At 70.4% G+C, this 25,511-nt stretch carries 22 protein-coding genes, 1 tRNA gene and 1 pseudogene; 10 read left to right on the forward strand and 14 right to left on the reverse strand.

What is annotated here, in order from left to right:
* Window positions 1-13 precede the first annotated feature (13 nt).
* A tRNA-Gln gene (locus tag ACSHWB_RS30045) sits at window positions 14-86 on the forward strand.
* Between the two features lie 206 nt (window positions 87-292).
* On the forward strand, window positions 293-1,033 hold the full coding sequence (locus ACSHWB_RS30050) for a DUF1684 domain-containing protein (protein ID WP_439656632.1): 741 nt from the start codon (window positions 293-295) through the stop codon (window positions 1,031-1,033).
* Window positions 1,034-1,374: 341 nt separating this feature from the next.
* On the opposite strand, the gene ACSHWB_RS30055 is transcribed toward ACSHWB_RS30050, so the two are convergent.
* Together ACSHWB_RS30055 and ACSHWB_RS30060 are read right to left on the reverse strand one after the other, a co-directional pair.
* Window positions 1,375-2,253, reverse strand: coding sequence for a hypothetical protein (locus tag ACSHWB_RS30055; protein WP_439656633.1), 879 nt, complete (start codon window positions 2,251-2,253; stop codon window positions 1,375-1,377).
* A 360-nt stretch (window positions 2,254-2,613) separates the two neighbouring features.
* Entirely contained in the window at window positions 2,614-3,630 is a 1,017-nt protein-coding gene (locus tag ACSHWB_RS30060; RefSeq protein WP_439656634.1) for a LacI family DNA-binding transcriptional regulator, read from the reverse strand.
* A 200-nt stretch (window positions 3,631-3,830) separates the two neighbouring features.
* On the opposite strand from ACSHWB_RS30060, the gene ACSHWB_RS30065 reads away from it, so the two are divergent.
* Window positions 3,831-6,506 carry a BTAD domain-containing putative transcriptional regulator gene (locus ACSHWB_RS30065; RefSeq protein WP_439656635.1) on the forward strand — a complete coding sequence of 892 codons (2,676 nt, stop codon included), beginning with the start codon at window positions 3,831-3,833 and terminating at the stop codon, window positions 6,504-6,506.
* Here ACSHWB_RS30065 and ACSHWB_RS30070 read toward each other — a convergent pair.
* A complete protein-coding gene (locus tag ACSHWB_RS30070) occupies window positions 6,489-6,965 on the reverse strand; it encodes a hypothetical protein (RefSeq protein ID WP_439656636.1) in 477 nt (158 codons plus the stop codon). The two genes, ACSHWB_RS30065 and ACSHWB_RS30070, sit on opposite strands and share 18 nt — an antisense overlap.
* Before the next feature lie 46 nt (window positions 6,966-7,011).
* Window positions 7,012-8,466, reverse strand: coding sequence for a sigma-70 family RNA polymerase sigma factor (locus ACSHWB_RS30075; RefSeq protein ID WP_439656637.1), 1,455 nt, complete (start codon window positions 8,464-8,466; stop codon window positions 7,012-7,014).
* Between the two features lie 452 nt (window positions 8,467-8,918).
* On the opposite strand from ACSHWB_RS30075, the gene ACSHWB_RS30080 reads away from it, so the two are divergent.
* Complete coding sequence (locus ACSHWB_RS30080) at window positions 8,919-9,215, forward strand: YiaA/YiaB family inner membrane protein (protein WP_439656638.1); 297 nt, start codon at window positions 8,919-8,921, stop codon at window positions 9,213-9,215.
* A 5-nt stretch (window positions 9,216-9,220) separates the two neighbouring features.
* On the opposite strand, the pseudogene ACSHWB_RS30085 reads toward ACSHWB_RS30080, so the two are convergent.
* The 3 genes and pseudogenes from ACSHWB_RS30085 to ACSHWB_RS30095 all read right to left on the reverse strand — a co-directional run.
* Window positions 9,221-9,672 (reverse strand): annotated as a pseudogene (locus tag ACSHWB_RS30085) (DUF6596 domain-containing protein); the annotation flags it as partial.
* Window positions 9,673-9,696: 24 nt separating this feature from the next.
* Window positions 9,697-10,209 (reverse strand): DUF305 domain-containing protein, encoded by a 513-nt coding sequence (locus ACSHWB_RS30090; protein WP_439656639.1) that lies wholly within the window; start codon window positions 10,207-10,209, stop codon window positions 9,697-9,699.
* A complete protein-coding gene (locus ACSHWB_RS30095; protein ID WP_439656640.1) occupies window positions 10,209-11,249 on the reverse strand; it encodes a DUF1996 domain-containing protein in 1,041 nt (346 codons plus the stop codon). Before ACSHWB_RS30095 ends, ACSHWB_RS30090 begins: the two co-directional genes overlap by 1 nt.
* Before the next feature lie 248 nt (window positions 11,250-11,497).
* Between ACSHWB_RS30095 and ACSHWB_RS30100 the strand changes: the two genes are divergently transcribed.
* Window positions 11,498-11,620, forward strand: coding sequence for a hypothetical protein (locus ACSHWB_RS30100; protein ID WP_439656641.1), 123 nt, complete (start codon window positions 11,498-11,500; stop codon window positions 11,618-11,620).
* Here the strand turns inward: ACSHWB_RS30100 and ACSHWB_RS30105 are convergent.
* Genes ACSHWB_RS30105 through ACSHWB_RS30115 form a run of 3 tightly spaced genes read right to left on the reverse strand, consistent with a single transcriptional unit; the run spans window position 11,613 to window position 13,883 of the window.
* Window positions 11,613-12,212, reverse strand: coding sequence for a uridine kinase (locus ACSHWB_RS30105; protein WP_439656642.1), 600 nt, complete (start codon window positions 12,210-12,212; stop codon window positions 11,613-11,615). The genes ACSHWB_RS30100 and ACSHWB_RS30105 overlap by 8 nt on opposite strands.
* A gap of 40 nt (window positions 12,213-12,252) precedes the next feature.
* The gene (locus tag ACSHWB_RS30110; RefSeq protein ID WP_439656643.1) at window positions 12,253-13,494 is read right to left on the reverse strand and encodes an RNA polymerase sigma factor; all 1,242 of its coding nucleotides are present in this window, start codon (window positions 13,492-13,494) and stop codon (window positions 12,253-12,255) included.
* The gene (locus tag ACSHWB_RS30115) at window positions 13,494-13,883 is read right to left on the reverse strand and encodes a YciI family protein (protein WP_439656644.1); all 390 of its coding nucleotides are present in this window, start codon (window positions 13,881-13,883) and stop codon (window positions 13,494-13,496) included. Before ACSHWB_RS30115 ends, ACSHWB_RS30110 begins: the two co-directional genes overlap by 1 nt.
* Window positions 13,884-14,008: 125 nt before the next feature.
* Here ACSHWB_RS30115 and ACSHWB_RS30120 point away from each other — a divergent pair, with 125 nt between their 5' ends.
* Window positions 14,009-14,509, forward strand: a complete 501-nt coding sequence (locus tag ACSHWB_RS30120) for a methylated-DNA--[protein]-cysteine S-methyltransferase (RefSeq protein WP_439656645.1) — start codon at window positions 14,009-14,011, stop codon at window positions 14,507-14,509.
* A gap of 9 nt (window positions 14,510-14,518) precedes the next feature.
* Here ACSHWB_RS30120 and ACSHWB_RS30125 read toward each other — a convergent pair whose 3' ends face one another.
* The gene (locus tag ACSHWB_RS30125; protein WP_439656646.1) at window positions 14,519-15,844 is read right to left on the reverse strand and encodes a hypothetical protein; all 1,326 of its coding nucleotides are present in this window, start codon (window positions 15,842-15,844) and stop codon (window positions 14,519-14,521) included.
* 92 nt (window positions 15,845-15,936) lie between these two features.
* Window positions 15,937-17,946 (reverse strand): ATP-dependent Clp protease ATP-binding subunit, encoded by a 2,010-nt coding sequence (locus ACSHWB_RS30130; RefSeq protein WP_439656647.1) that lies wholly within the window; start codon window positions 17,944-17,946, stop codon window positions 15,937-15,939.
* 97 nt (window positions 17,947-18,043) lie between these two features.
* On the opposite strand from ACSHWB_RS30130, the gene ACSHWB_RS30135 reads away from it, so the two are divergent.
* From ACSHWB_RS30135 to ACSHWB_RS30145, 3 genes are all read left to right on the forward strand, one after another.
* Complete coding sequence (locus tag ACSHWB_RS30135) at window positions 18,044-18,958, forward strand: RNA polymerase sigma factor (RefSeq protein WP_439656648.1); 915 nt, start codon at window positions 18,044-18,046, stop codon at window positions 18,956-18,958.
* Window positions 18,959-19,046: 88 nt separating this feature from the next.
* Window positions 19,047-19,937 carry an alpha/beta fold hydrolase gene (locus tag ACSHWB_RS30140; RefSeq protein ID WP_439656649.1) on the forward strand — a complete coding sequence of 297 codons (891 nt, stop codon included), beginning with the start codon at window positions 19,047-19,049 and terminating at the stop codon, window positions 19,935-19,937.
* Between the two features lie 58 nt (window positions 19,938-19,995).
* The gene (locus tag ACSHWB_RS30145) at window positions 19,996-20,622 is read left to right on the forward strand and encodes a DUF998 domain-containing protein (protein ID WP_439656650.1); all 627 of its coding nucleotides are present in this window, start codon (window positions 19,996-19,998) and stop codon (window positions 20,620-20,622) included.
* Here the strand turns inward: ACSHWB_RS30145 and ACSHWB_RS30150 are convergent.
* On the reverse strand, window positions 20,619-21,560 hold the full coding sequence (locus tag ACSHWB_RS30150) for a hypothetical protein (protein WP_439656651.1): 942 nt from the start codon (window positions 21,558-21,560) through the stop codon (window positions 20,619-20,621). The genes ACSHWB_RS30145 and ACSHWB_RS30150 overlap by 4 nt on opposite strands.
* A 226-nt stretch (window positions 21,561-21,786) precedes the next feature.
* Here ACSHWB_RS30150 and ACSHWB_RS30155 point away from each other — a divergent pair, with 226 nt between their 5' ends.
* Window positions 21,787-22,989 (forward strand): peptidoglycan DD-metalloendopeptidase family protein, encoded by a 1,203-nt coding sequence (locus tag ACSHWB_RS30155; protein WP_439656652.1) that lies wholly within the window; start codon window positions 21,787-21,789, stop codon window positions 22,987-22,989.
* Window positions 22,990-23,029: 40 nt separating this feature from the next.
* On the opposite strand, the gene ACSHWB_RS30160 is transcribed toward ACSHWB_RS30155, so the two are convergent.
* Entirely contained in the window at window positions 23,030-25,363 is a 2,334-nt protein-coding gene (locus ACSHWB_RS30160) for an ATP-binding protein (protein ID WP_439656653.1), read from the reverse strand.
* Between the last annotated feature and the right edge of the window lie 148 nt (window positions 25,364-25,511).

Consider the following 25,511-nt stretch of genomic DNA (forward strand, 5'->3'; position numbering starts at 1 on the left):
GCGGCTTTTTTGATGCCCGTTGGTCCAATTGGCACGGACACCGCGCTCTGAACGCGGAGATCGAGGTTCGAGTCCTCGACGGGCAGCCGTGACCGAAGCCGAAGCAGTCGAGGCACCAGGTTGTGGTCCTGGTCGAAGCCGGTGCGAGTCCGGTCGGTCACTCCAACGCGCGGGATCCGGCGATCACCCAGGCCTCATAAGCCTGGGGTGCCTGGTTCGACACCAGGACGCGCGACTTTTCCCACTCAGTGGAACAGGGAAGCGACGCCCCGAATCCGTCGTTCTCCAGGACATGAGCTTCGCTGAGGACTGGCAGACCTGGAAGACGGAGCGCGAGACCACCTTGGCCGACCCGTACGGGTGGCTGGCGCTGGTTTCGCTCGATTGGCTCGAGACCACGCCACGCGCCTATGACGGGCTACCGGGCGAGTGGTGGCAAGACGACGACGCGGCCTACTGGCGCGCCAACGGCGAGACCAAGCGGTTCGAACTCGTGCAGAGCGGCGGCGGCGAACGTGTCGTGGCGGGCGATGTCGAGATCGAGATCGCACGGCGTGGTGGCTACCTGATCCGCGTGCACGACCCCAAGGCGGAGGTGCTCGGCGCGTTCAAGGGCGTGCCGTCGTACGACCCGCAGGAGAAGTGGGTGCTGGAGGGCGAGTACGAGCCGTTCGACGCGCCCGTTCCCACGACCGTCGGCGCGGTGGTCGAGGGTCTTAGTCACGTGTACGAGGCACCGGGCCGTGTGCGGTTCAACTTCAACGGCAGCGAGCACACGCTGACGGCGTTCAACGGCCGCAACGGCGGACTGAGCATCCTGTTCACCGACGAGACCAGCGGTGTCACCACCTACGCGGCGAACCGGCAGATCGCCGCCACCCCGCGCGACGGCAAGGTCGTGCTCGACTTCAACCGCGCGACGAACCTGCCGTGCGCGTTCACCGACTTCGCCACCTGCCCGCTGCCACCCGCGGGCAACCACCTGTCGTTCGGCGTCGAGGCGGGGGAGAAGACGCCGTACGAGCGGGGCTAGAAGAACTCGCCGAGCGGGTTAATGCCAGGCGACCATCTCGGGGCGGGGGGGTGAGGCCGTAGGCGCGGTCGAACGCGTCTACGGCCTCCTCGCTCAGTTCCCGGCGCCAGCGCGATGTCGCGGTGCCGGTGGACACGCCACGTCGATCAGCACGGTGATGCAGGTGAGGCGCAGCAGCACGTTCGGAGGCGTTGAGCGACGGTGCGCCGACGTCGGCCGGCACCAGCCAGTTCTCGGCGAACGCCTGGATCCGCGGTGCATCGAAGTGCTTGCCCAGTCACGGCAACCGGTTGTGGTCGTCGGATCACTCGGCTTCCGAATTGAGCGCGCGCAGGACGGCCTCACTCGCAAGCGATGCCGTCCTTGTCGTTGTCCAGGTCGTAGATGTCCGTGCCGATGACTCGGATCGGGCCGGCCGCGTACGCGGGTCCGTTCCCCTTGCCGCCCGCACAGTCCACATCGGACGCGATCGGCACGCAGCCGCTGTAGTTCGGGTCGCACGACGGCTTCGGCGCGGGCTGGGGCTGCGGGTTGGGCTGGGGCTGCGGATTGGGCTGAGGTTGGGGCTGTGGCTGTGGCTGGGGTTGCGGCTTCGGCTGCGCGACCGCCGCAGGAACAGTGGTCGTTGTCGTGGTGGTCGTCGGCGCCACAGTGGTGGTCGTCGTAGTCGTGGTGGTGGTGGTGGTGGGCGAGGCGGTCGTAGTCAGGCTGGACGCGCTGCTCAAGTCACGCGAACCACCGACCACGGCCCCCACGATGCCGATCGCGAAGAAGAACGCGAGCACACTGGCCGCACCGATGGCCACGGGAGCCACCCACGACTTGCGCGGGGCGACCGGCACGACCGCGCCACGGGGAATCTCGCGCGGCATGCGCAACGAGATCTGCAGCAACCCGTTGCCACCGCGCTGCACGAACGCGGCGCACCCGGTCGACCCACCGCTGGACTCCACGTGCATCAGCACGGGCGCATACCGTTGCGACATCAGGAAAGTCAGCTCACCCACGCGGTACCCGTCGAGCCGCACCTCGACGCCGCGATGACCCCGGTACTTGCCGGCGGCGATCCTGCACCACGTCAGGTTCACGGCGACGTGCCGCGTCACGCCGTCCGGAACGGCGTACCGGGACAGCACGTCCTGGTGGTGCTGCTCACCGGTGACGGTCACCGTCACCTCGCCGGGGACCATCACCAGACCGGCGGCCGAGTTCTCGATCACTGTCGCAACTCCCTCGGGTGGGTGGGTACGGCCTCACCATCGGGGACCCACTCCGGGTGTTACTGAGGGTGTCTCGAAGTTATGCCGAACGAGTGAAAATCGGCACGATGCGTCACGGACGGTCGATGATCACCGATGTAACCCTTTCCGCAGTCCCCGGCTGAGACGCGGGACTTCCGGGAGAGCGTTTCCACGCTACGTTGAGCCAAAGGGCGCAACACCTTCACCCACAGGAGAACCAATGGCGCTGGACACGCCGTGGCGGGCGTAGTGCGGACAGCACGGCGAAATACCGCGAGCGCAAGGCGTAGACGAAGACCCGTGACGGCCTCCGTCGAGGCCGCACAGCAGGCGAGAAGATCAGGCGCTTGACCGCAGCACCAGCGAGGTGGGCAGCAGCAGTGACGGCGGCAGCCCGTCCTCCCCGGCCAGCTCCGCGAGCAGCCGCCACGTCATCGTGCGGCCGAGCTCCTCGACGTCCTGCCGGATCGTCGTCAGCGGTGGCGTGGCGGTCGCGGCGAACACCGAGTCGTCGAACCCGACGACCGCCACGTCCTCCGGAACGCGCTTTCCCTGCGCGTGCAGCACCTGCAACGCGCCGAGCGCCATGATGTCCGCGGCGACGAACACCGCGTCGAGGTCGGGGGCCTTGCGCAGCAACACTTCCATGGCCCGTGCCCCGCTCTCCGGCGTGAAGTCGCCGTGCGCGACGAGACCGCTGGAGAGCCGGGCCTCGCTCAGCCCGCGCTTGAACCCGCTGAGCCGGTCCGCGCCCACGGCCATGTCCTTCGGGCCCGCGACGGTGCCGATCCGCTTGCGCCCCAACGACGCCAGGTACCGCGCGGCTTCCAGCGCGCCGGTGAAGTTGTCGGCGTCCACGAACGGGACGGGCGTGCCGAGTGGACGTCCACCGGAGACGACCGGCAGGCCGATCTCGGCGAGCATCGGCACCAGCGGGTCCTCGCCGTGCAGGCTGACCAGCAACGCCCCGTCGACGTGGCCGCTGCTCAGGTAGGTCACGAGGTCACTGGTGTCGGCAGGCTGGCTCATCATCAGCAGCAACTGCATGTGGCGGCCGGCCAGTTCGGCGTGCACACCGCGCAGCACCCCGGCGAAGAACGGGTCGGACAGCACCCGGCCGGTCGGCTCCGAGACCACCAGGGCGATGGCGTTGGCGCGGTTGCCCGCGAGGGAGCGCGCGGCCTGGTTGGGGGAGTACCCCAGCTTCGCGATGGCGGCGTGCACGGCCTCACGGGCCTTGGCGCTGACGTACTGCTCGTCGTTGATCACGCGCGAGACGGTCGACTTGGACACTCCCGCGACCCGCGCGACCTCTTCGATCCGGGGGCCGGGACGTCGCTTCGCCGTCTCGGTCATGCGGCCATCCTAGGCTGCCTGGCCCGACCATGATCTGCTCAGGTCCATCTTCGTTCCCCCTCTTCACGGCGGCGGACGCCAAGTTTCCAAGATCGTCCGCACAAATTCCGCACAGCACCGGCGAGTTCTGGCACCATGCCCCCCGAGGAGGGTCAGTGCGGTATCGGCTTCTTGGGCCGCTGCAGATCTGGCGTGGGGGCGTGGAACTGCGGCTGGGCGGGCCCCGGCAACGGGCACTGCTCGCTGCGTTGGCGCTGCACGCCAACGAGACGGTCAGTTTTGAACATCTGAGCGAAGCGGTGTGGGAGTCTCCACCCGCGGCTCCTGAATCGAACATCCGAACCTATGTCGCGGCCTTGCGCAAGCTCGTGCTGGACGACCTCGTCACCGTCCCCGGTGGATACCGGCTCAAGGTGCCGGACGGCGAGACCGACGTCGGCGTCTTCGAGCAGCGGTGCACGGCGGGCGACGAGGCCCTGAAACAAGGTGAGCACGGGACCGCGGTCACCGAGTACGAGGAAGCCCTGCGGTTGTGGCGGGGGCAGCCGCTGGACGGCCTCACCGTGGGGCCGCGCCTAGAGGCCGAGCTCACGCTGCTGCAGGAACGGCGGCTCACCGTCGCCGAGCAGCACGCGCGGCTGTCGATCGAGCTCGGTCAGGGCGAACGGCTGATCGGTGAGCTGAGGCGGCTGACCAAGCAGTTCCCGTTGCGCGAACAGCTGTGGCTGCAGCTCATGCACGCGTTGCAACGGGCCAACCGGCCCGCCGAGGCGTTGCAGGAGTTCGAGAACGTGCGGGTGCTGCTCGCCGAGGAACTGGGCACCGACCCCGGCGGCGAACTGCGCGAGCTGCACGCCCGGCTGCTGCGCGGCGACCAGCCGCGTCCTGCTCTGAACACGCTGCCCCGCGACGTCGCCGACTTCACCGGCCGCACGGCCGAGATCGACAGGCTGACCAGGGCCGTCACCGGGAAGTCCGCCGTCGTGATCTCCGCGATCGACGGCATGCCGGGCGTCGGCAAGACAACGCTCGCCGTGCACTTGGCGCACCGCCTGGAGTATCCGGACGGTCAGCTGTTCGTCGACCTGCACGCGCACACTGCGGGCCGTGCGCCCGTGGAACCGACAGATGCGCTCGACGTGCTGTTGCGCGCGCTCGGCCTGGAGGAGATCCCGGTCGGCCTGGACGAGCGGGCCGCGATGTGGCGCGGGGAGCTGTCCCGGCGCAGGTTGCTGGTCGTGCTCGACAACGCGGTGAGCGCCGACCAGGTGCGTCCGCTGCTGCCGGGTGTGCCGGGCTCGCTGGTGCTGGTCACGTCACGGGCGCGGCTGGTCGAGCTGGAAGGCACGTCGACGCTCACGCTGGACGTGCTGTCCGAGGCCGAGGCGCTGCAACTGTTCGCCACGATCGTCGGCGACGAACGCGGCAACGATCCCGCGGCACACGAGGTCGTCGAGCTGTGCGGCCGGCTGCCGCTGGCCGTGCGCCTGGCCGCGGGACGGCTCCGCAGCCGTCCTACGTGGAACACCGCCCACCTCGCGACGCGGCTGCGCGAGGGACGATTATCCGAGCTGGACGCGGTCTTCGCGTTGTCGTTCGGCCAGCTCCCCGACGCCCACCAGCGGCTCTTCGGCCTGCTGGGCCTGCACCACGGCACGGACTTCGACGTCCACCAGGCCGCGGCGCTGGCCGAGCTCGAGTTGCTCGAGTGCGACGGCATGCTCGAAGACCTGGTCGACGTGCATCTGCTGGAGGCGACGACACTCGGCCGGTACCGGATGCACGACCTGCTCCGGCAGTACGCGCAGTCCAAAGTGCACGCCACCCGTGAACCGCTCACGAGGCTGCTCGACCACTTCCTGGACACGGCGAACCAGGCGACACGGCTGATGTCGCCCGCCGCGCGCAAGTACGAGGTCGACATCACCTACCGGCCGGAGTCACGGCTGGTGCTGCGCGACTACGACCACGCGGTCGAGTGGCTGGAGACAGAACGCCAGACGCTCGTGGCCGCCGTGGCGTTGTCGCTCGACGGTGACTGGCGCACACACACGTGGCAACTGGCGCGCGCGATGACGTTCTTCTGCATGGTGCGCGGCCACACGCGTGACTGGGCCACGATCAACGAGCTGGCGCTGGAGGCCGCGAAGGACGAGCCGGTCGCGCTCGCGATCACCACCAAGAACTACGCGATGGTGTTCTGGCAGACCGCGCAGTACCCGAGGGCGATCCACTACAACGAGCGCGCGATCGAGATGCTCCGCGAACTGGGCGACCTGCAGGGCGTGGCGGGCACGCTGAACAACCTCTCGCTGGTCTACCGGACCCTCGGCCGCCACGCCGAGGCCGCGGAGTTGCTCGAGCAGGCCATCACCGTGGCGCGTCAGCTCGGCGACCGGCACCTCGAGTCGCAGGCGATGAGCAACGTCAGCAACATCTACAGCGCGCTCGGCCGGTACGACGAGGCGTTGCAGGCGTGCACGTCGGCGCTCGCGTTGATGCGTGAGATGGGCAGCCGCCGCGACGAGGCGGACACCCAGAGCGCGCTCGGCATGATCCTGCACGCCATGGGCCGGCACGCGGAAGCGTTGGAGGCACTGGAATCGGCGCTCGCGGCCGTGCGCGCGATCGGCGACGTCACGACGGAGACGGTGGTGCTCAACTACCTCGGCGAGGTGCTCACCGCCGCCGGACGCCCCGCCGAGGCCGTGGTGCGGTTGCGGGAGGCGCTGGAGCTGGCCGAGCGGATCGACGACCGGCGTGAGGCGGCGAACGCGCACAAGCACCTCGCGCAGGCCGTCACGGATCCGGAGGAAGCCGCCCGGCACCGGCAAGAAGCCGATGAGAGGTTCGCGGCGCTAGTCGCGGAGGACTGAGCGGGGGCCCGGCCTCCCGCCGGGCACCACCGCACCACGCGGCAACCCGTCCCGCAGCAACGGCAACAGCCTGGGGTGCTTGCTCATGAGCACCGCGGCTGTGCCGTTGCGCTGCTGGATCCTGCGGCAGAAGTGGGACGAGAGCCCCACGCCGAGGTACGCCTGCGCGCGCGGCCCGTAGACGACCGCGCCGCCGAGCCCGCACCACGCGGCCGCGACGGCCTGACCGTCCACCCAGAGGTATCCCTCGACGTACACCCCGCCGTCGTGGCGGGCCGCCTCGCTGAAGGCGTCGCTGAACGTCACCTGTGGCTGCAGACGGGTGTGGGTGTCGGCGGACCACCAGCCGCCGAGGTCGAGCACCAGCCCCTCGACGCTCGCGTGCGCCCACTGCGAGTCGTCGACGAGCGTGCGGAACGGCGCCTCCAGCTCCGTCAGCGCGGCCGTGAGCTCCTCCACCCGTTCATGGTGCGGTGCTCACGCCGATCGCGCTGTCCGAAGTGGACTACGCCTGCGCCTGGGCGATCGTGATGGCGACGGTCACCTGCACCGCGCCCGCCACCGCCGTGATGACCCCGTCGCCCGCCTTGTTGCCCGCCTGCAGCCGCGCCCGGAAGGTGACCGACTGACCGGCGGCGAGCGGCTGCCCGCCCTCGCACGTGACGCTGCCCTTGCCCGCGGGGCAGGCGACCATGCCGACGGACATCTTGCCCGGCCCGACCGTCTTGATCTTGTCGGGGAACGTCAGTGTCAACGATGGCACGGTGGTGTCGCCCGGTCCGTTGTTGGTGATGACGATGTTCATCTCGTTCGGAGGGCCGTCGGTCGTCATCGCGATGGTGCCGGGCCCCGATCCGGACAGCTTCGGCGACTGCGCGAGCGGCCCCTGTGCGGACGTCGTCGTCGCCGGCGCGTTGGCCCCGCTCGTCCCGTTGCCGTTGCCATTGCCGTTGCCCGGAGCGCTGGACCCGGCGTTGCTGCCCGGCGGCGCGCTGCCCGCGCTCTGGGGAGTGCCCGGCTGACCCGTCTGCGCGGCACCCGCCGAGGTGCTCGTGGTGAGCGCCGGGGCGGCACCCTGGATCGTGCTGGAGGACGAGCCGCCGTCCGAGCTGACGACACCGGAGGCGGCCACCACGACGACCGCCGCCGCCGAGGCGGCGACACCGATCCACGAGACGGCGCTGATGGTCACCGCGGCGCCCTTGGTCGCGGTCGCGGCGGCGGCGAGGTATCCGGCGGTGCCCGTGCCGAGCACGATCGGCGCGACGAGACCGCGCAACGCGCCGTTGACGTCGGACAGCTCACTGGCGAGCTTGCGGCACTCGGCGCAGCTGTCCATGTGCTCGTCGATGTGGACGGCGTCGCGTCCCTTGAGACCACCGCGCGTCCAGGCACCGAGCTTCGTCACGGTGGGACGGCATTGCTCCGACGGCTCCTGGTTGACGTGCGCCTGCAGGAACGCCTTGCGCAGGCCCTCGCGCGCACGGAACGCCATCGCGGAGACGCCGTTCGCGGTCAGGCCGAGCAGCGGTGCGATCTCGCCGGGGGACTGGCCCTCGATCGCGGTGTGCCACAGGACGGTCTGCCACCGTTCGGGCAGCGTCGCGAACGCCGTCGCGGCCAGGGTCTGGTCGAGGTCCTCGACCGCCTTGTCGCGGAACGGCACGCTGGTCACCTTGGTGGCGCCGGCGACCTCTTCGACGTCACCGGCCAGCTCGACCCGCTTCTCCTTGCGGGTGCGGTCGTAGGCGGCGTGCCGCACGGCCGTCAGCAGGTACGGCCGGAACGAGGCTCCGGGTCCGCCACCCCCGCGCAAAGCCGCGAGGACCTTCGCGAACGCCTCCGCCACCAGGTCGTCGGCGTCCGAGGTCGACGAGGAGAGCTGCATCGCGAGGATGGTCGCCGAGCGCACGTGACGTTCGTAGAGCTTGCCGTAGTCCTCGACCTTGCCATCTCTCACGGCATCGATGAGGTCGGCATCCGACGGCGGTCGTCCACGCTGCCCGATCAAAGAAAGCCGCCTTTGAGGTGATGCCCTGTACTGATACGCGGACCCTATCGAGATGACCCAACACGAACAATCCACGCATCCGAACCTGATGCAATAAATGATGTCAGAGCCTGGCGCAAGAGCGGGCGAACACGGGTCAGAAGGCCCTGGCGGCGGCCTTCCGGGTGAGTGTTGATCCGCCTGGTGCGCACGTCGGTGCAGATCGAACGGCGCAGGCCGCGGAATGATCGCTTCGTTAACAAAACTAATCGATGACGAAGGTCATTTTTTCTGCGAATTCGCAAAAGGAGCAATCGGCGCTAGGGCAAAAGCACCCGTCGGCCGTCCGTGTCCAGGTGGGCGAACAGGACATGAGTAGCTGTACTCATGACAGCCGGAGTGTGACACAGGAATCTCGGATCATGACGTCTGCCGCGCCTTCGCACACCCCGACGACCGCTGCCTTCTACGTGCAGGCGGTCCTCTCGTTCGGACTCTCGCTGACCGCCGTCGGCATCGGAGTCGTGTTCCTGCCCGTCGACGGATGGGTGCGCGCGTTCCTGGGGATCGCGATGCTCTACACGGTCACCTCCGCCTTCACCCTCGCCAAGGTGCTCAGGGACCGGCAGGAGGACACCTACATCACCAGCAGGGTGGACAGAGCCCGGCTGGACAAGCTGCTGACCGAGCACGACCCGTTCAAGATCGACGCACCCTGACCCGGTCACCCCAGCTGGTCGCGGCGCCGGGTCAGGTAGGCGATCTCGGCCGAGTTGCCCGCCAGTTCGATGGCCTTGTCGCGTGGTAGCCGGCGAGCCGGTCCTCCAGCCGGTCGACGGCCGCCAGCGCCACCTCCGGTCCGTCGAGCTCGGCCACCGCGATGGCTCTGTTGAGCGCGACGACCGGGGAGGGGTCGAGGCGGACGAGCCGGTCGTACAGGGCCAGGACCTGCGACCAGTCGGTGTCGCGCATGTCGCGGGCGGACGTGTGCACGGCGTTGATCGCGGCGAGGACCTGGTAGCGACCCGGCGCCACCCCGGACGCCAGGCGTTCGCGCACGAGCCGGTGGCCCTCGGCGATCAGCTCGGTGTCCCAGGCGCCGCGGTCCTGTTCGGTGAGGGCGACCAGCTCGCCGCTGCCTGAGACGCGGGCGAGCCGGATCGCCTCGGCGGTCAAGGTGGCGGAGGACAGCGGCTGGCTCTAGATGAGCGCCAGGAACTCCGCGCGCGAGCTGTCGATGCCCGCACCCAGTTCCAGCACCTGCTTGCTCGTGCCCCCGGACAGTTCCGCGCGGGCGACGGTGCGTGCTTCCTCGAAGTGCGTGCGCAGCAACGCTTTCAGCTGCTGGTCGAAGTCGGGCCCCTCGGCGAACCCGACGGCGGCCAGTTCGGCGGCGGTGATCATGCCGGGCATGTCGTGGCCGTCGTGCTGGTCGCTCTCCTGCCGGCCTGTCCGCGCCAGCAGGTCCCGGACCTGCGCGAGCTCGGCCCGGTAGCGGGCCTCGACCTGCGCGGCCACCGGCCGCAGCGCGGAACCGGGCCTGGTCGCCGTCAGGGCGAGTGCGGCGAGCGCGGACTCGTTCTGGGGGATCACCAGGTCCACGAACGCCAGGTCGGTGGCGGTCAGGTCGGGCGCACCGGCCGGCGTGGGGTCGCCGGCCGGTGCACCACAGCCCGTCGCCACGAGGAGTACCGCGACGAGGAGGGCCCTCACTACGGACGGCCGTCCGGTCCGCACTTGACGATCCGGTTGATGCAGTCGCGCACACGTTGCGCCATCTCGGCTTCCGGCCAGACGTTGAAGAAGTCGCCGTGCATCGTGAAGCCGGGACCGGACGAGAGCTTGAACCGCGCGGGGTCGCCGCTGACCGGGTACCGCAGCACCTGGCGCAGCTTCGGCACGGGCACGGGGTGCGTGGCCGGGCAGTCACCGGCGACCGGGTAGGACATGTGGCTCTTGTGGTCGGCGGAGTCGAGGTCCTTGCCGTTCCAGCACTGCGGGAAGTCCAGATAGGACTCGATCATCGTGCCCGCCGGGCAGTTCACGAAGTCCTTGGACGCACCCACGTGCCCGGCGTGCAGGCACGACCAGCGCGACATCGTGGTGTTGTCCGGCGCGGTGGCCTTGGCGTTGCCCGCGACGATCCGCAGTCCGTGCGGCAGCGGCTGGATGCGCGCGGTCACGTCGTCGCGCACGCCCTCGCCGAGGTAGTAGAACGTCGTGCCGGTCGGCTCGACGGGCTGGCCGTCGACCAGCAGCGTCGGCACCCAGTACGACGAGAGGTCGACCTTCGGGTTGCACGTGCTGGAGCCCTTGCCCAGGCTCGTGACGTCCGAGCGGGCGTTGGTGGAGTCGTTGCCGAAGAAGCTGTGCATGTGCGAGGCACCGGGCAGGTTCGGCAGCACGATCGGGTCGTCCGGCAGCCGGTGTGTGAACGGGCACTCGGCGACGAACTCCGCGACGCGCACCGCGTTCGGCGGGATCGGCTCCTGCGGCTTCGGCGGCGCGACCACGGCGGCCTTCGTCGTCTCGGCCGGCGGTGCGGGCGTGCCGGGCGGCGTCGTGGTGTCCTGGGTCTGGGCCGGGGACGTCGTGGTCACGACTGCGGCCGAGGACGTCGGGCTCGCCACGGGCGGTGCGGGCGGGGTGAAGAACATCGCGTTCGCGGTCACCGCGGACGCCGCGACGCCTGCCACGGCGAGGGCGGCGATCCACACGCGCCGCCGCAACCGCGAGGTGAGGACGTGGGGCATCGAAAAACCTTTCGGCAGGGTTCAGGGGTCTCTTGACCAGGAGATGTCCTGCCCACCCGCCGATAACAGAAAAAAGTCACGGAGTTCTGAGGAGCTCGATGTTGCACAGCGCCGCGTAGATGTCGACCGCGGAGCGCACGTCCACGCCTGGCCGGAGGGCGTCCGCACGCCAGGAGCCGAACATCCTCAGGCGGGTCTCGTCGCCGCGCCGACGGCGTTCGAGGTAGGCGGTGGCCGGCTCGGGTTCTGTGCGCGCGGATGAGCGTGATGACGTCGCCCGCTCGTTCGAAGAGGCGCCGGTCGTAGGCCGCCATCGCCGCGAGCTGGTCGCCTGCGGTGCCGCGCTGATCCGCACCCGGCACGTCACCTGAGCACGGGCGCGCTGACGTCGTTGTTGTCGACGACGAGGTCCGCCCGCGCGGCCGGATCGCAGGTCTCCAGGTAGATGCGCTGCCCGCCGACGTAGCGCCGGTTGCGTTCGTCCTCCACGTCCGGCGACGCGCCGTCCCTGACCGCCATGCGCGCCACGGAGACCTCGAAGCCGACGGACAGGAAGATCGAGAAGTCCCAGTGGTGCGCGATCTCGTCGCGGTGCAGGAAGATCCCGTCGACGAGCAGGATCGAGCCCGAGGTCACGTTCTCGAGCGGCGCATCGACCAGTTCGTCGGTTTCGACTACATGGATCCCGCGGCGGAAGCGATGACCCGGGCCTTTGCCGAACGGTTCGAGCAGCTCCGCCCGGAACCGGTCGTAGTCGTAGGAGTCGAGCCAGAAACCCTCCGCCGACGTGCTGCCCCGCACGTACCGCAGCGCGCGCACCTGGTGGAAGTCGTCCACCGACGCGCGGACGACCTCGTGCCCGCGCCCGCTGAGCACGTGCGCGAGCTCGTCGGCGAACACCGTCTTGCCGGACCCGTCCACCCCGTCGACGGCCACCCGCAGCGTCGTGGGCGGGGTGGGCACCGGGATGGCGTCGGCGACCTGGCCGAGCAGGCGGACCCGGTCAGGCGACTGGTGGTGAGAGGCGGCGGATGCGGGTGTTGAGGTACCGCTGCTCGGGCAGGCTCGTGGTGAGCCGGGCGGCCTGCCGGTAGCTGTCGAGCGCTCCCTCGAGATCACCGGTCAATTCCAGCAGATGAGCGCGCACGGCGTGGGTGCGGTGGTGCCGTCGCATCGCCGCATCGCCGAGCAGCGGGTCGACGAGGGCAAGGCCGTCCTCGGGGCCGAACGCCATCCCGACCGCGACCGCCTGGTTGAGCGTCACGATCGGGCTGGGGGCCACCCTGGTGAGCATCCCGTAGAGCACGCTGATCTGCCGCCAGTCGGTGCTCTCCCAGGCGGTGGCCTCCGCGTGCACGGCGGCGACCGCGGCCTGCAGCTGGAACCTGCCGACGTGCCCGCGCGGCAGCACGCGTTCCAGGATGCTCACCCCTTCCTTGATGAGCGGCTGGTCCCACCGCGCACGGTCCTGCTCGGCCAGCGGCACCAGGTCACCGCCGGAGGTCCGTGCGGTCGCGCGGGCGTGGGTGAGCAGCATCAGTGCCAAGGCGCCCGCGACCTCGTCGTGCTCGGGGATCGCCGCGTGCAGGTGCCGGGTGAGGCGGATGGCCTCCTCCGCCAGCGTCGAGTCCACCAGCGCGTCCCCGGTGGAACGGGTGTGCCCCTCGGTGAACATGAGGTGGCAGACGTCGAGCACCGCGGCGATCCGCGCGGGCAGCTCCGCCTCGGCCGGCAGCCCGAACACCGCACCCGCCGCCCGCAACGTGGCCCGCGCCCTGGTCAGGCGCTGCGTCATCGTGCGCTCCGGCACCAGGTAGGCGGCGGCGATCTGAGCCGTGCTCAGGCCGGCGACGGCGTGCAGCGTCAGGGCGACCTGCGACGAACGGCTGAGTTCGGGGTGGCAGCACAGGAGGAACAACTGCAACGTGTCATCACCGTGCTGCGCGTGGTCGGCCGGCGGCGCGAGGTCGGCGTCACCGGGCCGTGCCGCGGCCACGGCCTGTTCCCGCCCCGCCCGAGCGCTGTCGGCACGCACCCGGTCGATCATCCGCCGCGAGGCGACCCGGATGAGCCAGCCGCGGGGATTGTCCGGCACACCATCGCGTTCCCACTGCGTCGCCGCCGCCTCGGCCGCCTCCTGCGCCGCGTCCTCGCAGTCACCCAGATCGCCGTAACGGCGCAGCAGGGCGGCGAGGACGTGCGACGACTCGCGCCGCCACACGTCCTCCACCACCCGCGAGTCCATCAGTCCTCACCGCCGGGCCACATGGCCGGCCGCAGCTCGACGGTCTCGCCGGGACCGGCGAAGCGCGCGGTGATCTCCTCGGCGCGGGCCTGGCTGTCCACGTCGATCAGGAAGAACCCGGCGAGGTGCTCCTTGGCCTCCGAGTAGGGGCCGTCCGTCACCAGCGGCTTGCCGTCGCTCCACCGGTAGAGCCGCGACGACTCGGGCGCCCCCAGCGCCTCACCCGAGAGCAGCTCGCCGCTCGCGTGCAGCTCGCCGAGCAGCTGCTCGAACTCGGAGTTGATCCGATCCCGCTGCTCCCGCGGCATGTCCTGGTAGTCGGGCAGGTACTCCGGGGTCGGGTGCCCCCACGGCTGCGGGTTCGAGTGAATCATGATCACGTACTTCACGATCGGCTCCTGGTGTCGCGGACGCGTCCCGATGACCCATCCTCACCCGAGACGTCGGAGCCGCGCCCGCCAGGTCTACATGCCCCGGCGGATCAGTCCGGCGCGCCTGGTGTGAACTTCTCCGCATGCACGTTCACCACACCGTCGTCGACTCACCGCTCGGCGAGCTGACCCTGGTCGGCGAGGGCACGGCGTTGCTCGGCCTCTACTTCGACGGCCACCTGCGCACCCCGCGCCTGAGCGACCTCGGCCCGCGCACCAGCGAGGGCTTCGACGAGGTGCGTCACCAGCTCGACGAGTACTTCGCCGGGAAGCGGCGCGCTTTCGAGGTCGAACTGGCGCCGCGCGGTTCGGCGTTCGAGAAGAGCGTGTGGGCGCTGCTGATGTCGATTCCCTACGGCGAGACCCGCACGTACGGGCAGCTGGCCGCGGAACTCGGCGACCCCGGGGCCGCCCAGGCGGTCGGCAACGCCAACGGGTGGAACCCGATCAGCATCATCGTTCCGTGCCACCGGGTCGTGGGTTCGCAGGGGCGTCTCACCGGCTACGCGGGCGGTCTCGAACGCAAGCGGTTCCTGCTGGAGCTCGAGGGGCCGTCCCCCGAAGAGGACGGCCGCCTGTTCTGAGTCCGGCCGTCAGCGGGCCCAGAAGCGGGTGGAGCCGGGGCCGTCGAGCACGAGGTTGCCGTCGTTCTGCACGATCAGCCGGTCGGCCGCGGTGCCCCAGGTGTGGGTGCTCCACTTCGGCACGTTGTTGGGGGCGTAGACGACGAAGTTGCCGTCGAGCTGCAGCGTCGCGCGGATGGCGCCGGAGTTGTAGGTGTTGCTGGCCCACAACGCCTGGTTGGTCGCCACGACGTACAGCACCAGGTTGCCGTCGGCCTGCATGAGCAGCTTGTACCGGCCGTCCGCCGAGATCCTGGACTGGCCGGCGTTGAGGGTCTCGTTGCGCGTCAACCGGTCGGGACCGGGCTCGCCCCCGGTGGTGGCGTCGAAGACCGTGACGTAGGAGTCCTGGAGCGCCCAGGCCTCCAAGCCGTTCGGCGTGACGGCCACCGAGTTCGGGTAACGACCGATCGGCCTCGTCTGGACGATCGCGTTGTTCTCCACGTTCACCGTCACGAGGGTGTGCCCCTCACGGCCGGTGACGAAGATCCGGCGTCCGTTCGGTGCGGCGGCAACCCCCGAAGGTCCGCCGGGCACGTTCAACGTGGCGTGCACGGCGTTGGCGGCCGTGGAGATCATGTAGACCTTGTTCGCCTGGTAGCTGGTGACGTACAGGCGCAGGCCGTCGGGGGTGATGGCGAGTCTGCTGGGCGCGGTGGGCAGCTGCACCGCGCCGATCGGGCGCTCGTTCTCGGTGCTGACCACCCAGATCTTCGAGGTGTAGAAGTCCGCGATGTAGACGCGGGAGCCGTCCGGGGAGATCGCGATGTCCGCCCCGTAGTTGTTACCGACGCTGATCACGTGGGGCACACCGGTGGCCGTGTCGATCACCGCGAGGTAGTTGTACCCGGAGACGTACGCCTTCTTGCCGTCCGGGGACACGACGACCGCCTCCGGAGCCCTCATCGGGGCGACCGAAACGGTCCTGACCACGGTGCGGGTCGCGGTGTCGATCACCGAGACCGTGCCGCTCTCGGCGGTGAGGTCGCCGTTCGCGATGTAGGCGGTGCGGCTGTCCGGGCTGAAGCCGATGCCCTCCGGCTGCGTGCCGACGCCGATCGTGCCGGTGACCGTCCTGGTCGCGGTGTCGATGGCGGACACCGTGCGGTCGGCCGCGTTCGTCACGTACGCGAGAGCCCCGTTGGGGCTGATCTCGACCGAGATCGGGTTGCTGCCGACGCTGATGCTGGTCGGCAGTGCGGCGGCGGCCGCGGAGGTGGTCACCGATGCGATCAGGCCTGCGGTCAACAGGACGCCGAGGGCGGCGGTTCTCGTTCTTCGGGTTCGACTGTGCATGGCGCAACTCCCCCTGGTGTTTCGCTTGGTGCGGCGGATTTTGCCAGAGGGGTGTGCTGGTCAGAGGGGTGTTCGTGGATGTTCGGGCGCGCTCAGTCCGGGGCGTCGCTGATGCTCAGCGTCAGGTCGGAATCGGTGACCGTCACGACGACGTGCTGCCCACCCCGCAGTTCCCCCGCCAGCAGCGCACGGGACAGCCGCCGGTCGAGCTCCCTGCCGATGGTGCGGCGCAACGGCCGTGCGCCGTACTCGGGTACGTAACCGCGGGCGGCGAGCCAGTCGACGGCCTGCTCGTCCACGTCCAGCGTGATGTTCTGCTCGCGCAGCCGTTCGCGGGTGCGTTCGAGCAGCAGGGCGGTGATCTGCCGCAGCTGGGCGGCGTTCAGGCCGCGGAACAGGATGATCTCGTCGAGGCGGTTGAGGAACTCCGGGCGGAAACTGCGGCGCACCGCCGCCGTCAACGGTTCCCGGAGCTGCTCGGCCGGTACGCCTGAGGTGGCCGCGGCGAGGAGCTGGTCGGCGCCGATGTTGCTGGTCATGATGATGACGGTGTTGGTGAAGTCGGCGGTGCGTCCGCCTGCGTCGGTGAGTCTGCCCGCGTCGAGCACCTGCAGCAGGGTGTTGAAGACGTCGCCGTGTGCCTTCTCGATCTCGTCCAGCAGCAGTACCGAGTACGGGGCGCGGCGGACCGCGCCGGTGAGCTGGCCGGCGTCCTCGTGGCCCGCGTAGCCCGGTGGCACGCCGATCAGGCGCGTGACCGCGTGCGGTTGGGAGAACTCGCTCATGTCGAACCGGATCAGCCGGTCCTCCGAGCCGAACAGCGCTTCGGCCAGCGCTCGGGCCACCTCGGTCTTGCCCACGCCGGTCGGGCCCAGGAAAAGGAACGAGCCGACGGGGCGGTTCGGGTGTTTGAGGCCCGCTCGGCCCTGGCGGACCGCGTCCGCCACCGCCTCCACGGCCTCGTCCTGGCCGACGATCCGTTGGTGCAGGTGGTCTTCGAGGTGCAGCAACCGGTGCCGTTCGGCCTCGGTGAGCTGAGCCACCGGGATGCCCGTGCTGCGGGACACGACCTCGGCCACGTCGTTCGCCACCACCTCGGGGGCGTCGGCCAGCGCGGCGTGAGCGGCCTCCAGGTCGGCTACGGCGCGGTCGAGCTCGTCGGTGAGGAACGCCGTGTCCTCGCCCTGGGCGGCGTCCCTCTCCCGTTCCAGTTGGCGCACCCGTTGTTCCAGCCGTACTGGGTCTGGTGGCATCGGGGACTTCTCGCGTAACCGGACGCGCGCGCCCGCGCGGTCGACCAGGTCCACGGCCTTGTCCGGCAGGAATCGGTCGGTGACGTAGCGGGCCGACAGTTCCACGGCGGACACGAGCGCCTCGTCGGTGATGCGTACGCCGTGGTGCATCTCGTAACGGCTGCGCAGGCCGCGCAGGATCGCGATCGCCTCGGCAGCCGACGGTTCGGCCACCTGGATCGGCTGGAAGCGGCGTTCCAGCGCGGCGTCCCTCGCGATGTAGCGCTGGTAGTCCTCGGCCGTGGTGGCGCCGATGACCTGCACCCGTCCGGTCGTGAGGACGGGTTTGAGCATGGTCGCGGCGTCCATCGGGGCGCCTTCCGCGCTGCCCGCGCCCACCACGACGTGCAGCTCGTCGATGAACAGGACCACCGTCCTGTCCGTCGCGGACACCTCGTCGATGACGCCCTGCAGCCGTTCCTCGAACTCGCCGCGGTACTTCGCCCCGGCGACCATGCCCGCCATGTCCAGGGAGATCAGCCGCCTGCCGCTCAGCGTGGCGGGCACGTCGCCGCTCGCGATCCGGGCCGCGATGCCCTCGACGACGGCGGTCTTGCCCACGCCGGGGTCGCCGATCAGGACGGGGTTGTTCTTGGTGCGCCGCGACAGCACCTCGAGCACCTCGTCGATCACGTCCTCCCGGCCGATCACCGGGTCGAGCAGGCCGTCCCGTGCCGCGGCGGTGAGGTCGCGTCCGAACCGGTCGGTGCGCCGCGTCGCGGACCGCGGTTCCTCCGGCCCGCCGAACAGCTTTCCGACCAGGTCCTCCCAGGAGTAGGACCCGAATCCGAACACCCAGTCGTCTGCCATCGGCCGCCAACTCCGCTCGTTCGAGGGGCCTGCGCCTACAATCCTGCGCCTCGTGGCCCCAGAACACAGAAGTGATGTCAGGAGGAGCAGGTTGGCGGTGCGGCCGACTTCGGACGAAGAGCTCACCCGCGCAGCTCAGGCCGGTGACGTCGCCGCGCTGGGTGTGCTGCTCGCGCGGCACGAGGCCGGGATGCGGGCGGTGGCGCTGAGCGTCGCCGGGCACGGTCCGGACGCCGAGGACGCCGTCCAGGACGCGATGCTGGTCGCGCTCAGCCGCATCGGCGACGTCAGGGAACCGGCGGCGGTCGGTGCGTGGCTGCGGATGATCGTGCGCAACGCGTGCCGCACGAGGCTGCGGTCGGCCGGTCTCGCGCGCCCCGTGGCCGACCTGGAGCTGGTCAGCGACGAGAGCCCCGAGCGGATCGTCGAGCAGCACGCCATGCGGGACTGGCTCTGGCACGCGATCGGCGACCTCGCGCCGGCGTTGCGCATGACCGTGCTGTTGCGGCACTTCAGCAGGGCGAGCACCTACGAGCAGATCGCGGCCGTCTGCGGCGTGCCCGTGGGCACCGTGCGCAGCCGTCTGAGCCAGGCCAGGACCAAGCTCGGGGCGGCGCTGGCGGCGACCGCGGCGAATGCGCACGACGACGTCACGGCACTGGCCGTGGCGAGCCGCGCGGAGGGGCTGGAGACCCTGGACGCGATGCACAGGGGAGAGCTCGGCAGGCTGATGTCCGAACGGTGGGCACCCGAGGCGATGTTGTTCGACGGCCGCGACCCCGTGGGAGGGCGTGACTTCCTGGTGCGCGGTGCGGCCGGTGACCTGGAGGCAGGGGTCCGCCAGCGCTTCGTCGACACGGTCGTCGGCCGCGACATCACGATCTGGGAGATGGACATCCTCAACCCCGCCGACAACCCCCGGCACTGCCCGCCCGCCGTGACCTGGGTGATGTCCCTGGAGGACGGACGGGTGAGCCAGTTGCGCCTGTTCCACCCCGCCGCCTCCCAGTAGTGGCGGCTGTCACACCCGACGGATCGAACTTTCGCCCGCTCTCCTGGTCTTGCCGGTGTCGTTGACACCACCTGATCGGAGAAACACCGTGAATCCCCAAGCACGCGACCCGCTGGCCACCGGCACCCACACCGCCGAGATCGGCGGGGTGCTCCAGCGCTACCACGTGCACGGCGAGGGCCCGGTCTGCCTCGCGCACCCCGGCGGCCCGGGAGTGTTCTGGGAGTACCTGCGCACGCCCGCCCTGGAAGACCACCTCACGATGGTCTACCTGGAGCCGCTCGGCACCGGTGGATCCGGCCGCCTCGGCTCGCATCCCCACGGCTACACCCGCGACCGCTACACCGAGGCCGTCATCGGGCTGCTCGACCACCTCGGACTGCCGGCGGCGTACCTGCTCGGCCACTCCCACGGAGGGTTCGTCGCGCAACGCAGCGCCCTGCGGCACCCCGACCGCTTCACCGGCGTCGTCCTCTACGAGAGCGCTCCACTGACCGGCCCCGAACACGTCGCCGAGGCGATGGCCCAGGTGGAGATCTTCGCGCACAGGAACGCGGACAACCCCGAACTGCCCGCGGTGCTCGCGGCGCTGCAGGCGACCGGCGGCATCTCCGGCGACGAGGAGATGACCGAGGTCCTCCGTGGACTGCTGCCTGCCTACCTCGCTGATTACTGGGGCAGGGAAACGGAGTTCGCCCCACTCCGGGCGGCCATCAGCGGTTCGCACATCTCCAGCCTCGACGAGCACCTCGTGCCCGACGTCATCGACGACCGGCAGGTGCTGGGCTCCATCGCGGTGCCGGCCCTGGTGATCGTCGGCCGGCACGACGTCGTGTGCGGTGTCCGCTGGGCGGAGGAGCTCGACAAGCTGATCCCGGACTCCAGGCTCGTCGTCCTGGAGAACAGCGGGCACCTCGGCCACGTCGAGGAACCCGACGCCTTCGCGCAGGCGGTCCTCGCCTTCGTCGGCGAGCGGTAGCCCCGCACCGCGGACGCCCGTCCAGCGCGGCCAAATGATCTATGTTCCACTCTGCCGCGTGGACGGGCGAACGCGGCTGGGCGCGGTGTTGTGGGTGCTGGTCGCGCAGTACTTCGTGCTGTTGTTCGTGGTGGAGTGGCGCTGGGAGGTCCCGTACAGCTGGCTGAGCAACGCGATCAGCGACCTGGGCGCGGCCACCTGCTTCCAGTCCGAGCAGGTCGAGCGCTGGGTGTGTTCGCCGTGGCACGTCGTCTCCGGGGTGTCCTGGACGCTCGCGGGGCTGTGCCTGGCCGCGGGAGCCGTGCTGGTCCGGCCGCTGTTCCCGGACGTGCGGACGGCCCGCGTCGGTCTGGTGCTCCTCGTCGTCACCGGCCTGGCCCTGACCGTCGTCGGCCTGAACCCCGAGGACACCAGCCGGTCGCTGCACATCGCCGGTGCGGTCGTCGCCATCCCGGTGGGAGAGGTCGCGATGCTGCTGACCGGGCTCGCCCTGGCGCGCACCGACCGGTGGCGCCTTCTGGGCCGGATCGGTGCCAGCGCCGCGGTCGTGGCGGCGGTGGCGCTTGCGCTGATGGTGGCCCAGGTCGGCGGTCCGGCGCTGTTCGGTCTGTGGGAACGCATCGCGGCGTTCCCTGTGCTGCTGTGGGCCGTGGCCTGCGGTGTGGCGCTGCCGGCCCGGAACTAGGACCAGTCCCAGCCCATGCCCAGCACGCCCGGTCGCACGTCCTTCGCCGTCACGTGCAGCACTCGCCCCGGCGTGAGCGCGAGTTCGTCGCCGTGCACCTGCGTCGCGTCCACGCCGGGCTGTGCGAGGGCGTAGCAACGGACCGGCAGGCACGGTTCGGTGAACTGCACGCTCGCCACGTAGGTGCCCACGGGGTAACGGAACGCGCGCCGGTAGTCGTGTGACCGCGCGCCCGTCTCCGCGATGGTGAAGCGGTACTCCAGCAGGTGCGTCTGGCCCGCGCGCAGGCTTTGGTCGAACAGCAGCTCCACGGCGATCACCGGTGCACCGGGATGCCGTCGCACGCGTCCCAGCCGGCAGTCCCGCACGGCCTCCACGTCCAACGCCTCTGGTGGCGTGCCGACGTCCGCGCAGTACACGGCTACATAACGGTCGGGGTTTCCGGCGATCGCGCGCAGCACCTGTCTGGTGTGGATCGTGCGGAGCGCGCCGCGTTCGTCCACTGTGGCCGAATCGTCTTGCGACCACAGGCGCAGGTCGGCGTCGGACGGTCCGACCAAGGCCTGCACGGTCTCCGCGAGCGACTGCGCGGGCTCCAGCATCCGTCCGTAGTCGCGGGTCTGCTGCTGCTTCGACGCCCAGCGGCCACGCGGGCGCGGCGGCCCGAGCAGGGCTTCGAGGGAGTGCCTGGGCAGGCCGAGGATGGCCTCGATGGCCTGGACCGCGCGCAACGAGTCGGCGCGTTCGGGACGGCTGCGGCCCAGTCTCCAGTAGCTCAGCGTGGACAGGCTGACGTGGATGCCCCGGCGGTCGAGACGGTCGCGCAGGCGTTCCAGGGTGAGGCCGCTGCGCGCGACGGCGGCCTGCAACGCGGCGTGGAACGGACCGGCGCGCAGCAACACGTCGACCTCGTCGCCGACGTCGGGAGGAACGGCCACCGCACACCCCCTCGACTGTGGAGAAAACAGTTTAGAAGCCCGATCACGCCCGATATGACCTACAAACGTAGGTATCCCTCCACAGTTTTGAACGGCGTTCCACAGTGGTGGGTCGTCTGCCTGAGGCGACCTTGACCGCATCGGAGCACCGGTATGTCATCGGCGCGGCGGCCCCTGCAGAAGCCGCCGAATCCCTGCCCTGTGCCGATTTCCCCCTGGAGGGCACATGTCCCGTCCGTTGTCCGCGCGGCGACTCGCCGCGTTGTTCTCCGCACTCGTGGCCGGTGCCGCGGTGCTGGCCACGTCGTCCGCGACGGCCGCACCCGAGCCCGATCTCGCCACGACCGTTCGCGCCACCATGCTCCAGCAGCACGGCGACGCGTTGAAACGTCAGTGGGACACGCAGACGTTGCGTGAACCGCTGTTCGAGCCGACTCGCACGTCTGGTGCGTGGGTGTTCGGCAGCACCACGATTCCCTTGGCTCGCGGTCAGGAGCACGGTGCGCCACACATGGCGTTGTTCCTGGCCCGCAAGGAACGCTCCGCGTGGCGGGTCGAGCTCGACGGCACCGCCGGGTTCGCCGCTCTGGCCGCACAGGCGCCGTCCGCTGTGCTCAGCGACGGCGAGAAGCGGACGTTCGCGGCCAACCAGAGCAACCAAGCGCTCGCGCCCACGGGTCTCGGCCTGCCGTGGCCGGTGAACGTGGCGTGGTGGATGGGCGGTGGTCCGCACGGCAACAGCGGCAACAGCCGCCCGTTCAGCTCCATCGACTTCAACGGCGGTGACGGCCGCGTCCTGTCCGCGGGCAACGGCCGCGTCTACAAGAGCTGCGTCGTGGGCCGCAGCGCGGTGGTGAAAGTCGTGCACGACAACGGTTACAGCACCACCTACTACCACATGTACAACCTGACGACACTCGCCGACGGCAGCGCCGTGCGCACCGGCACGTACCTCGGCAACATCGGCAACGAGCTGCCGTGCGGCGGTTCGAGCACCGGGGCGCACGTGCACTTCTCGTTGCTGCGCGGCAACACCCACGTCAGCGTCAACGGCATGACGATCGGCGGCTGGACCTTCTACGAGGGCTCGCAGGCGTACGGCGGCTACGCGCAGCGCGGCAGCACGCGCGTGAACGTCGGCGGCAAGGTCACGAACTACGGCGGTGGCAGCACGACCCTGCCCACCGGCACGGTCGACGCGGGCCCGAACACCACGGTGAACCTGCGTTCCGGCCCCGGCCTGAGCTACTCGGTGGCGGGCACGGTCGCGGACGGTGCGGTGGTGTCCATCGCGTGCACCAGCCGCGGCGAGGCAGTCGACGGGGTCTGGGGCCGCACGGACCTGTGGAACCGGCTCGAGGACGGCAAGTGGATCAGCGACGGTTTCGTCGACACCGGCTCGAACGAACCGGTGGCCGGGGCCTGCTGACCTGACGGTGCCGATCCCGCCCGGGGATCGGCACCGGTCGTCATCTCAGTGCGGCCACCAGTTCCGCCGCCGTGACGCGCACCGCCGGCGTGTCGTAGCGGTCGCACTCGGCCAGCGCCCGCACCCGCAGTTCGCGGGCCTGCGCCGAATCCCCTGCGGTGTCGGCGAGTTCGGCGAGCCGGGCCAGGATCTCGACGCGGTGGTCGGACAGACGCTCCTCACCGAGTGCCGCCAGCAGCTGTTCGCGGGCCTCGCCGAACCGTCCCGCGTCCATCAGCACCACGCCGCGGTTGTGCTGCACCCGAGCCGTTCCCGCGGTGTTGGAGTGCCTGCGGAACAACGACTCCGCCTCGTCGAGCAGGTCCATCGCCGCGATCACCATGCCCGCGGCCGCCAGGGTCGACGCCAGGCGGATCAGCAGCATCGACAGCAGTTCGTCGTCGCCGTCGGCCTTGCGGTGCTGGTCCACACTGCGTTGCTGCACCTCGGCCGCCTCGGTGAGGTCGCCGGCGGTGTGCAGGACGAGGCCGAGCAGCGAGAGCGCGAGGTTCTCCCCGATGAGGTAACCGGCCTGCCGGAACAGCTCCACGGCGCGGCGGCCCAGCCGCACCGCCTCCTCCGGTTCGCCGACCCGCCGCCGGATAGCCGAGCCGTAGTAGCAGGTCCACGCCTCGGTGACGGTGTCGTCGAGCGGGACCGCGGCGGCCTGTTCGTGGACGGCCAGTGCGTCGTGCGGCCGGCCGCACAGCGCGTAGAGGGCCCAGGAGAGGTAGTTCAGCTGTTCGACGGCGTCGCGGGCGTTGCCCAGTTCGCGGGCAGAGTGGGCTCCCGCCGAGAAGACCTCGTGCCACAGCTCGCCCACGCCGTGCATGTCCGAGTACCAGTGCATCGCCTGTGCCAGCGAGAGAACGCGTTCGTGCTCGGCCCGTTCGGCGGCGGATCTCAGTGCGGTGCGCCAGTTCTCCAGTTCGAGGTCGAGCCAGCGGGACGCGGAGTCCTTGTCGTGCACCGGCCCCACGCGCCCGGCCGGCACGTCGTGGTCGAAGAACAGGGCGGCCCTGGTGGCGGTGTCGAGCAGCCAGTGGCGCAGGCGCGTGCGGGCCTGCTCGACCGCGGCCGGGTCGTCGTCGAGCTCGAGGCGTTCGGCGGCGAAGACGTGCAGGAGGTCGTGCCGGGTGTAGCGGCCGGGGGTCTCGCTGATGCCGAGCAGGCTCGCGTCGGCCAGTTCCTCCAGCGCCTCCTCGGCGTCGTCGGTGAGCACGGCGGCCAGCGCGGTGCTGGTGTCGCGGGTCGGGAGCAGGGCCAGTCTGCGGAACAGGGTGGCGGCGCCCGGACTGAGCTGGTGGTAGGAGATCTCGAACGCCGCGCGCACCTGCAGGTCGCCCGCGCGCAGCACGGAGAGGCGGCGTTCCTCGTCCTCCAGCTGCTCGGCGAGGTGGCTGATCGTCCACTGCGGTCTGCTGGTCAGGCGGTTGCCCGCGATGAGCAACGCGAGCGGCAGGCCCCCGCACAGCTCCGCCACCCGCTGCGCTGCTTCTGGCTCGACGTCCAGCCGGGAGGAGCCCGTCACGGCCCTGAGCAGTTCGACGGACCGGTCGAGCGGCAGCAGCTCCAGCGCGAGGCGGTGCCGGGCGTCCAGGCCGGTCAGGGTGCGGCGGCTGGTCAGCAGCACGAGCGTGCCGGGGCTTGACCCGAGCAGCGGGCGGACCTGCGCCTCGTTCGCCGCGTTGTCGAGCACCAGCAACACCGTCCGGTCCCGCAGCTGCGAGCGGTAGAGCGAGAGCTTGTCGTCCGGGTCGGCGGGGATCTGGCGTTCGTCCACCCCGAACGAGCGCAGCAGCCGGTGCGCGGCCTTGTCCGGGGTCAGCGGCTCGGGGTCGGTGCCGCGCAGGTCGAGGAAGACGCAGCCGTCGGGGAACCGGGCGCCCAGGCGATGACCCGCGTCGACGGCCAACGCGGTCTTGCCGGCACCGGGTGTGCCGTGGACCACCGCGATCTGCAGCCGGAACGACGACGTGGCGTCCGCGGCGAAACCCTCCAGCAGGTCCCGCTCGTCCTCCCGGCCGGTGAGCTCGATCAGCACCGGCGGCAGCGAGCAGGACGGCGCGACGACCTGCGCGTCCGGCCGTTCCTCCACCCCGGCGACCCGGCTGGCACGCGCGAGCGCGGCGAACTCCGCCGCCTCCTCTCGCGCCAGCCCCAGGCCCCCCACCAGCAGCTGGACGGTGCGGAACTGCGGACTGAGCGTGCGGCCGCGTTCCATGTCGCTGATCGCGCGGGTGCTCAGGCCCGTGCGTTCCGCCAGCTCCTCCTGCGTCAGCGGAACGCGCGATCGGTAAAAGCGAAGAAAATCCCCGAACGCAGTAGTGCTCACTGCGCTACCCCCAGATGTGTTCAGTGCGTCTTGCTGATCGGTAGACGCCTGACACCGGGGTGACGCTGCTTGCGAACCTCACTTCTTCCGGTGTTTCTGCTGGTTGTTCAGCAAGGTGAACGGATCCGCCCATAACTAGCTTCGAGAA

Origin of the sequence: Lentzea sp. HUAS TT2 (assembly GCF_051853195.1) — a bacterium.
Classification (GTDB): Bacteria; Actinomycetota; Actinomycetes; order Mycobacteriales; family Pseudonocardiaceae; genus Lentzea.

What these genes read in the sequence shown, in the direction of transcription:
- ACSHWB_RS30130 (WP_439656647.1), bottom strand. Translation starts at nt 17,946, where the DNA reads ATGGCAGACGACTGGGTGTTCGGATTCGGGTCCTACTCCTGGGAGGAC.
- ACSHWB_RS30155 (WP_439656652.1), top strand. Translation starts at nt 21,787, where the DNA reads ATGTCCCGTCCGTTGTCCGCGCGGCGACTCGCCGCGTTGTTCTCCGCA.
- ACSHWB_RS30110 (WP_439656643.1), bottom strand. Translation starts at nt 13,494, where the DNA reads ATGGACTCGCGGGTGGTGGAGGACGTGTGGCGGCGCGAGTCGTCGCAC.
- ACSHWB_RS30120 (WP_439656645.1), top strand. Translation starts at nt 14,009, where the DNA reads ATGCACGTTCACCACACCGTCGTCGACTCACCGCTCGGCGAGCTGACC.
- ACSHWB_RS30050 (WP_439656632.1), top strand. Translation starts at nt 293, where the DNA reads ATGAGCTTCGCTGAGGACTGGCAGACCTGGAAGACGGAGCGCGAGACC.
- ACSHWB_RS30095 (WP_439656640.1), bottom strand. Translation starts at nt 11,249, where the DNA reads ATGCCCCACGTCCTCACCTCGCGGTTGCGGCGGCGCGTGTGGATCGCC.
- ACSHWB_RS30060 (WP_439656634.1), bottom strand. Translation starts at nt 3,630, where the DNA reads ATGACCGAGACGGCGAAGCGACGTCCCGGCCCCCGGATCGAAGAGGTC.
- ACSHWB_RS30125 (WP_439656646.1), bottom strand. Translation starts at nt 15,844, where the DNA reads ATGCACAGTCGAACCCGAAGAACGAGAACCGCCGCCCTCGGCGTCCTG.
- ACSHWB_RS30080 (WP_439656638.1), top strand. Translation starts at nt 8,919, where the DNA reads ATGACGTCTGCCGCGCCTTCGCACACCCCGACGACCGCTGCCTTCTAC.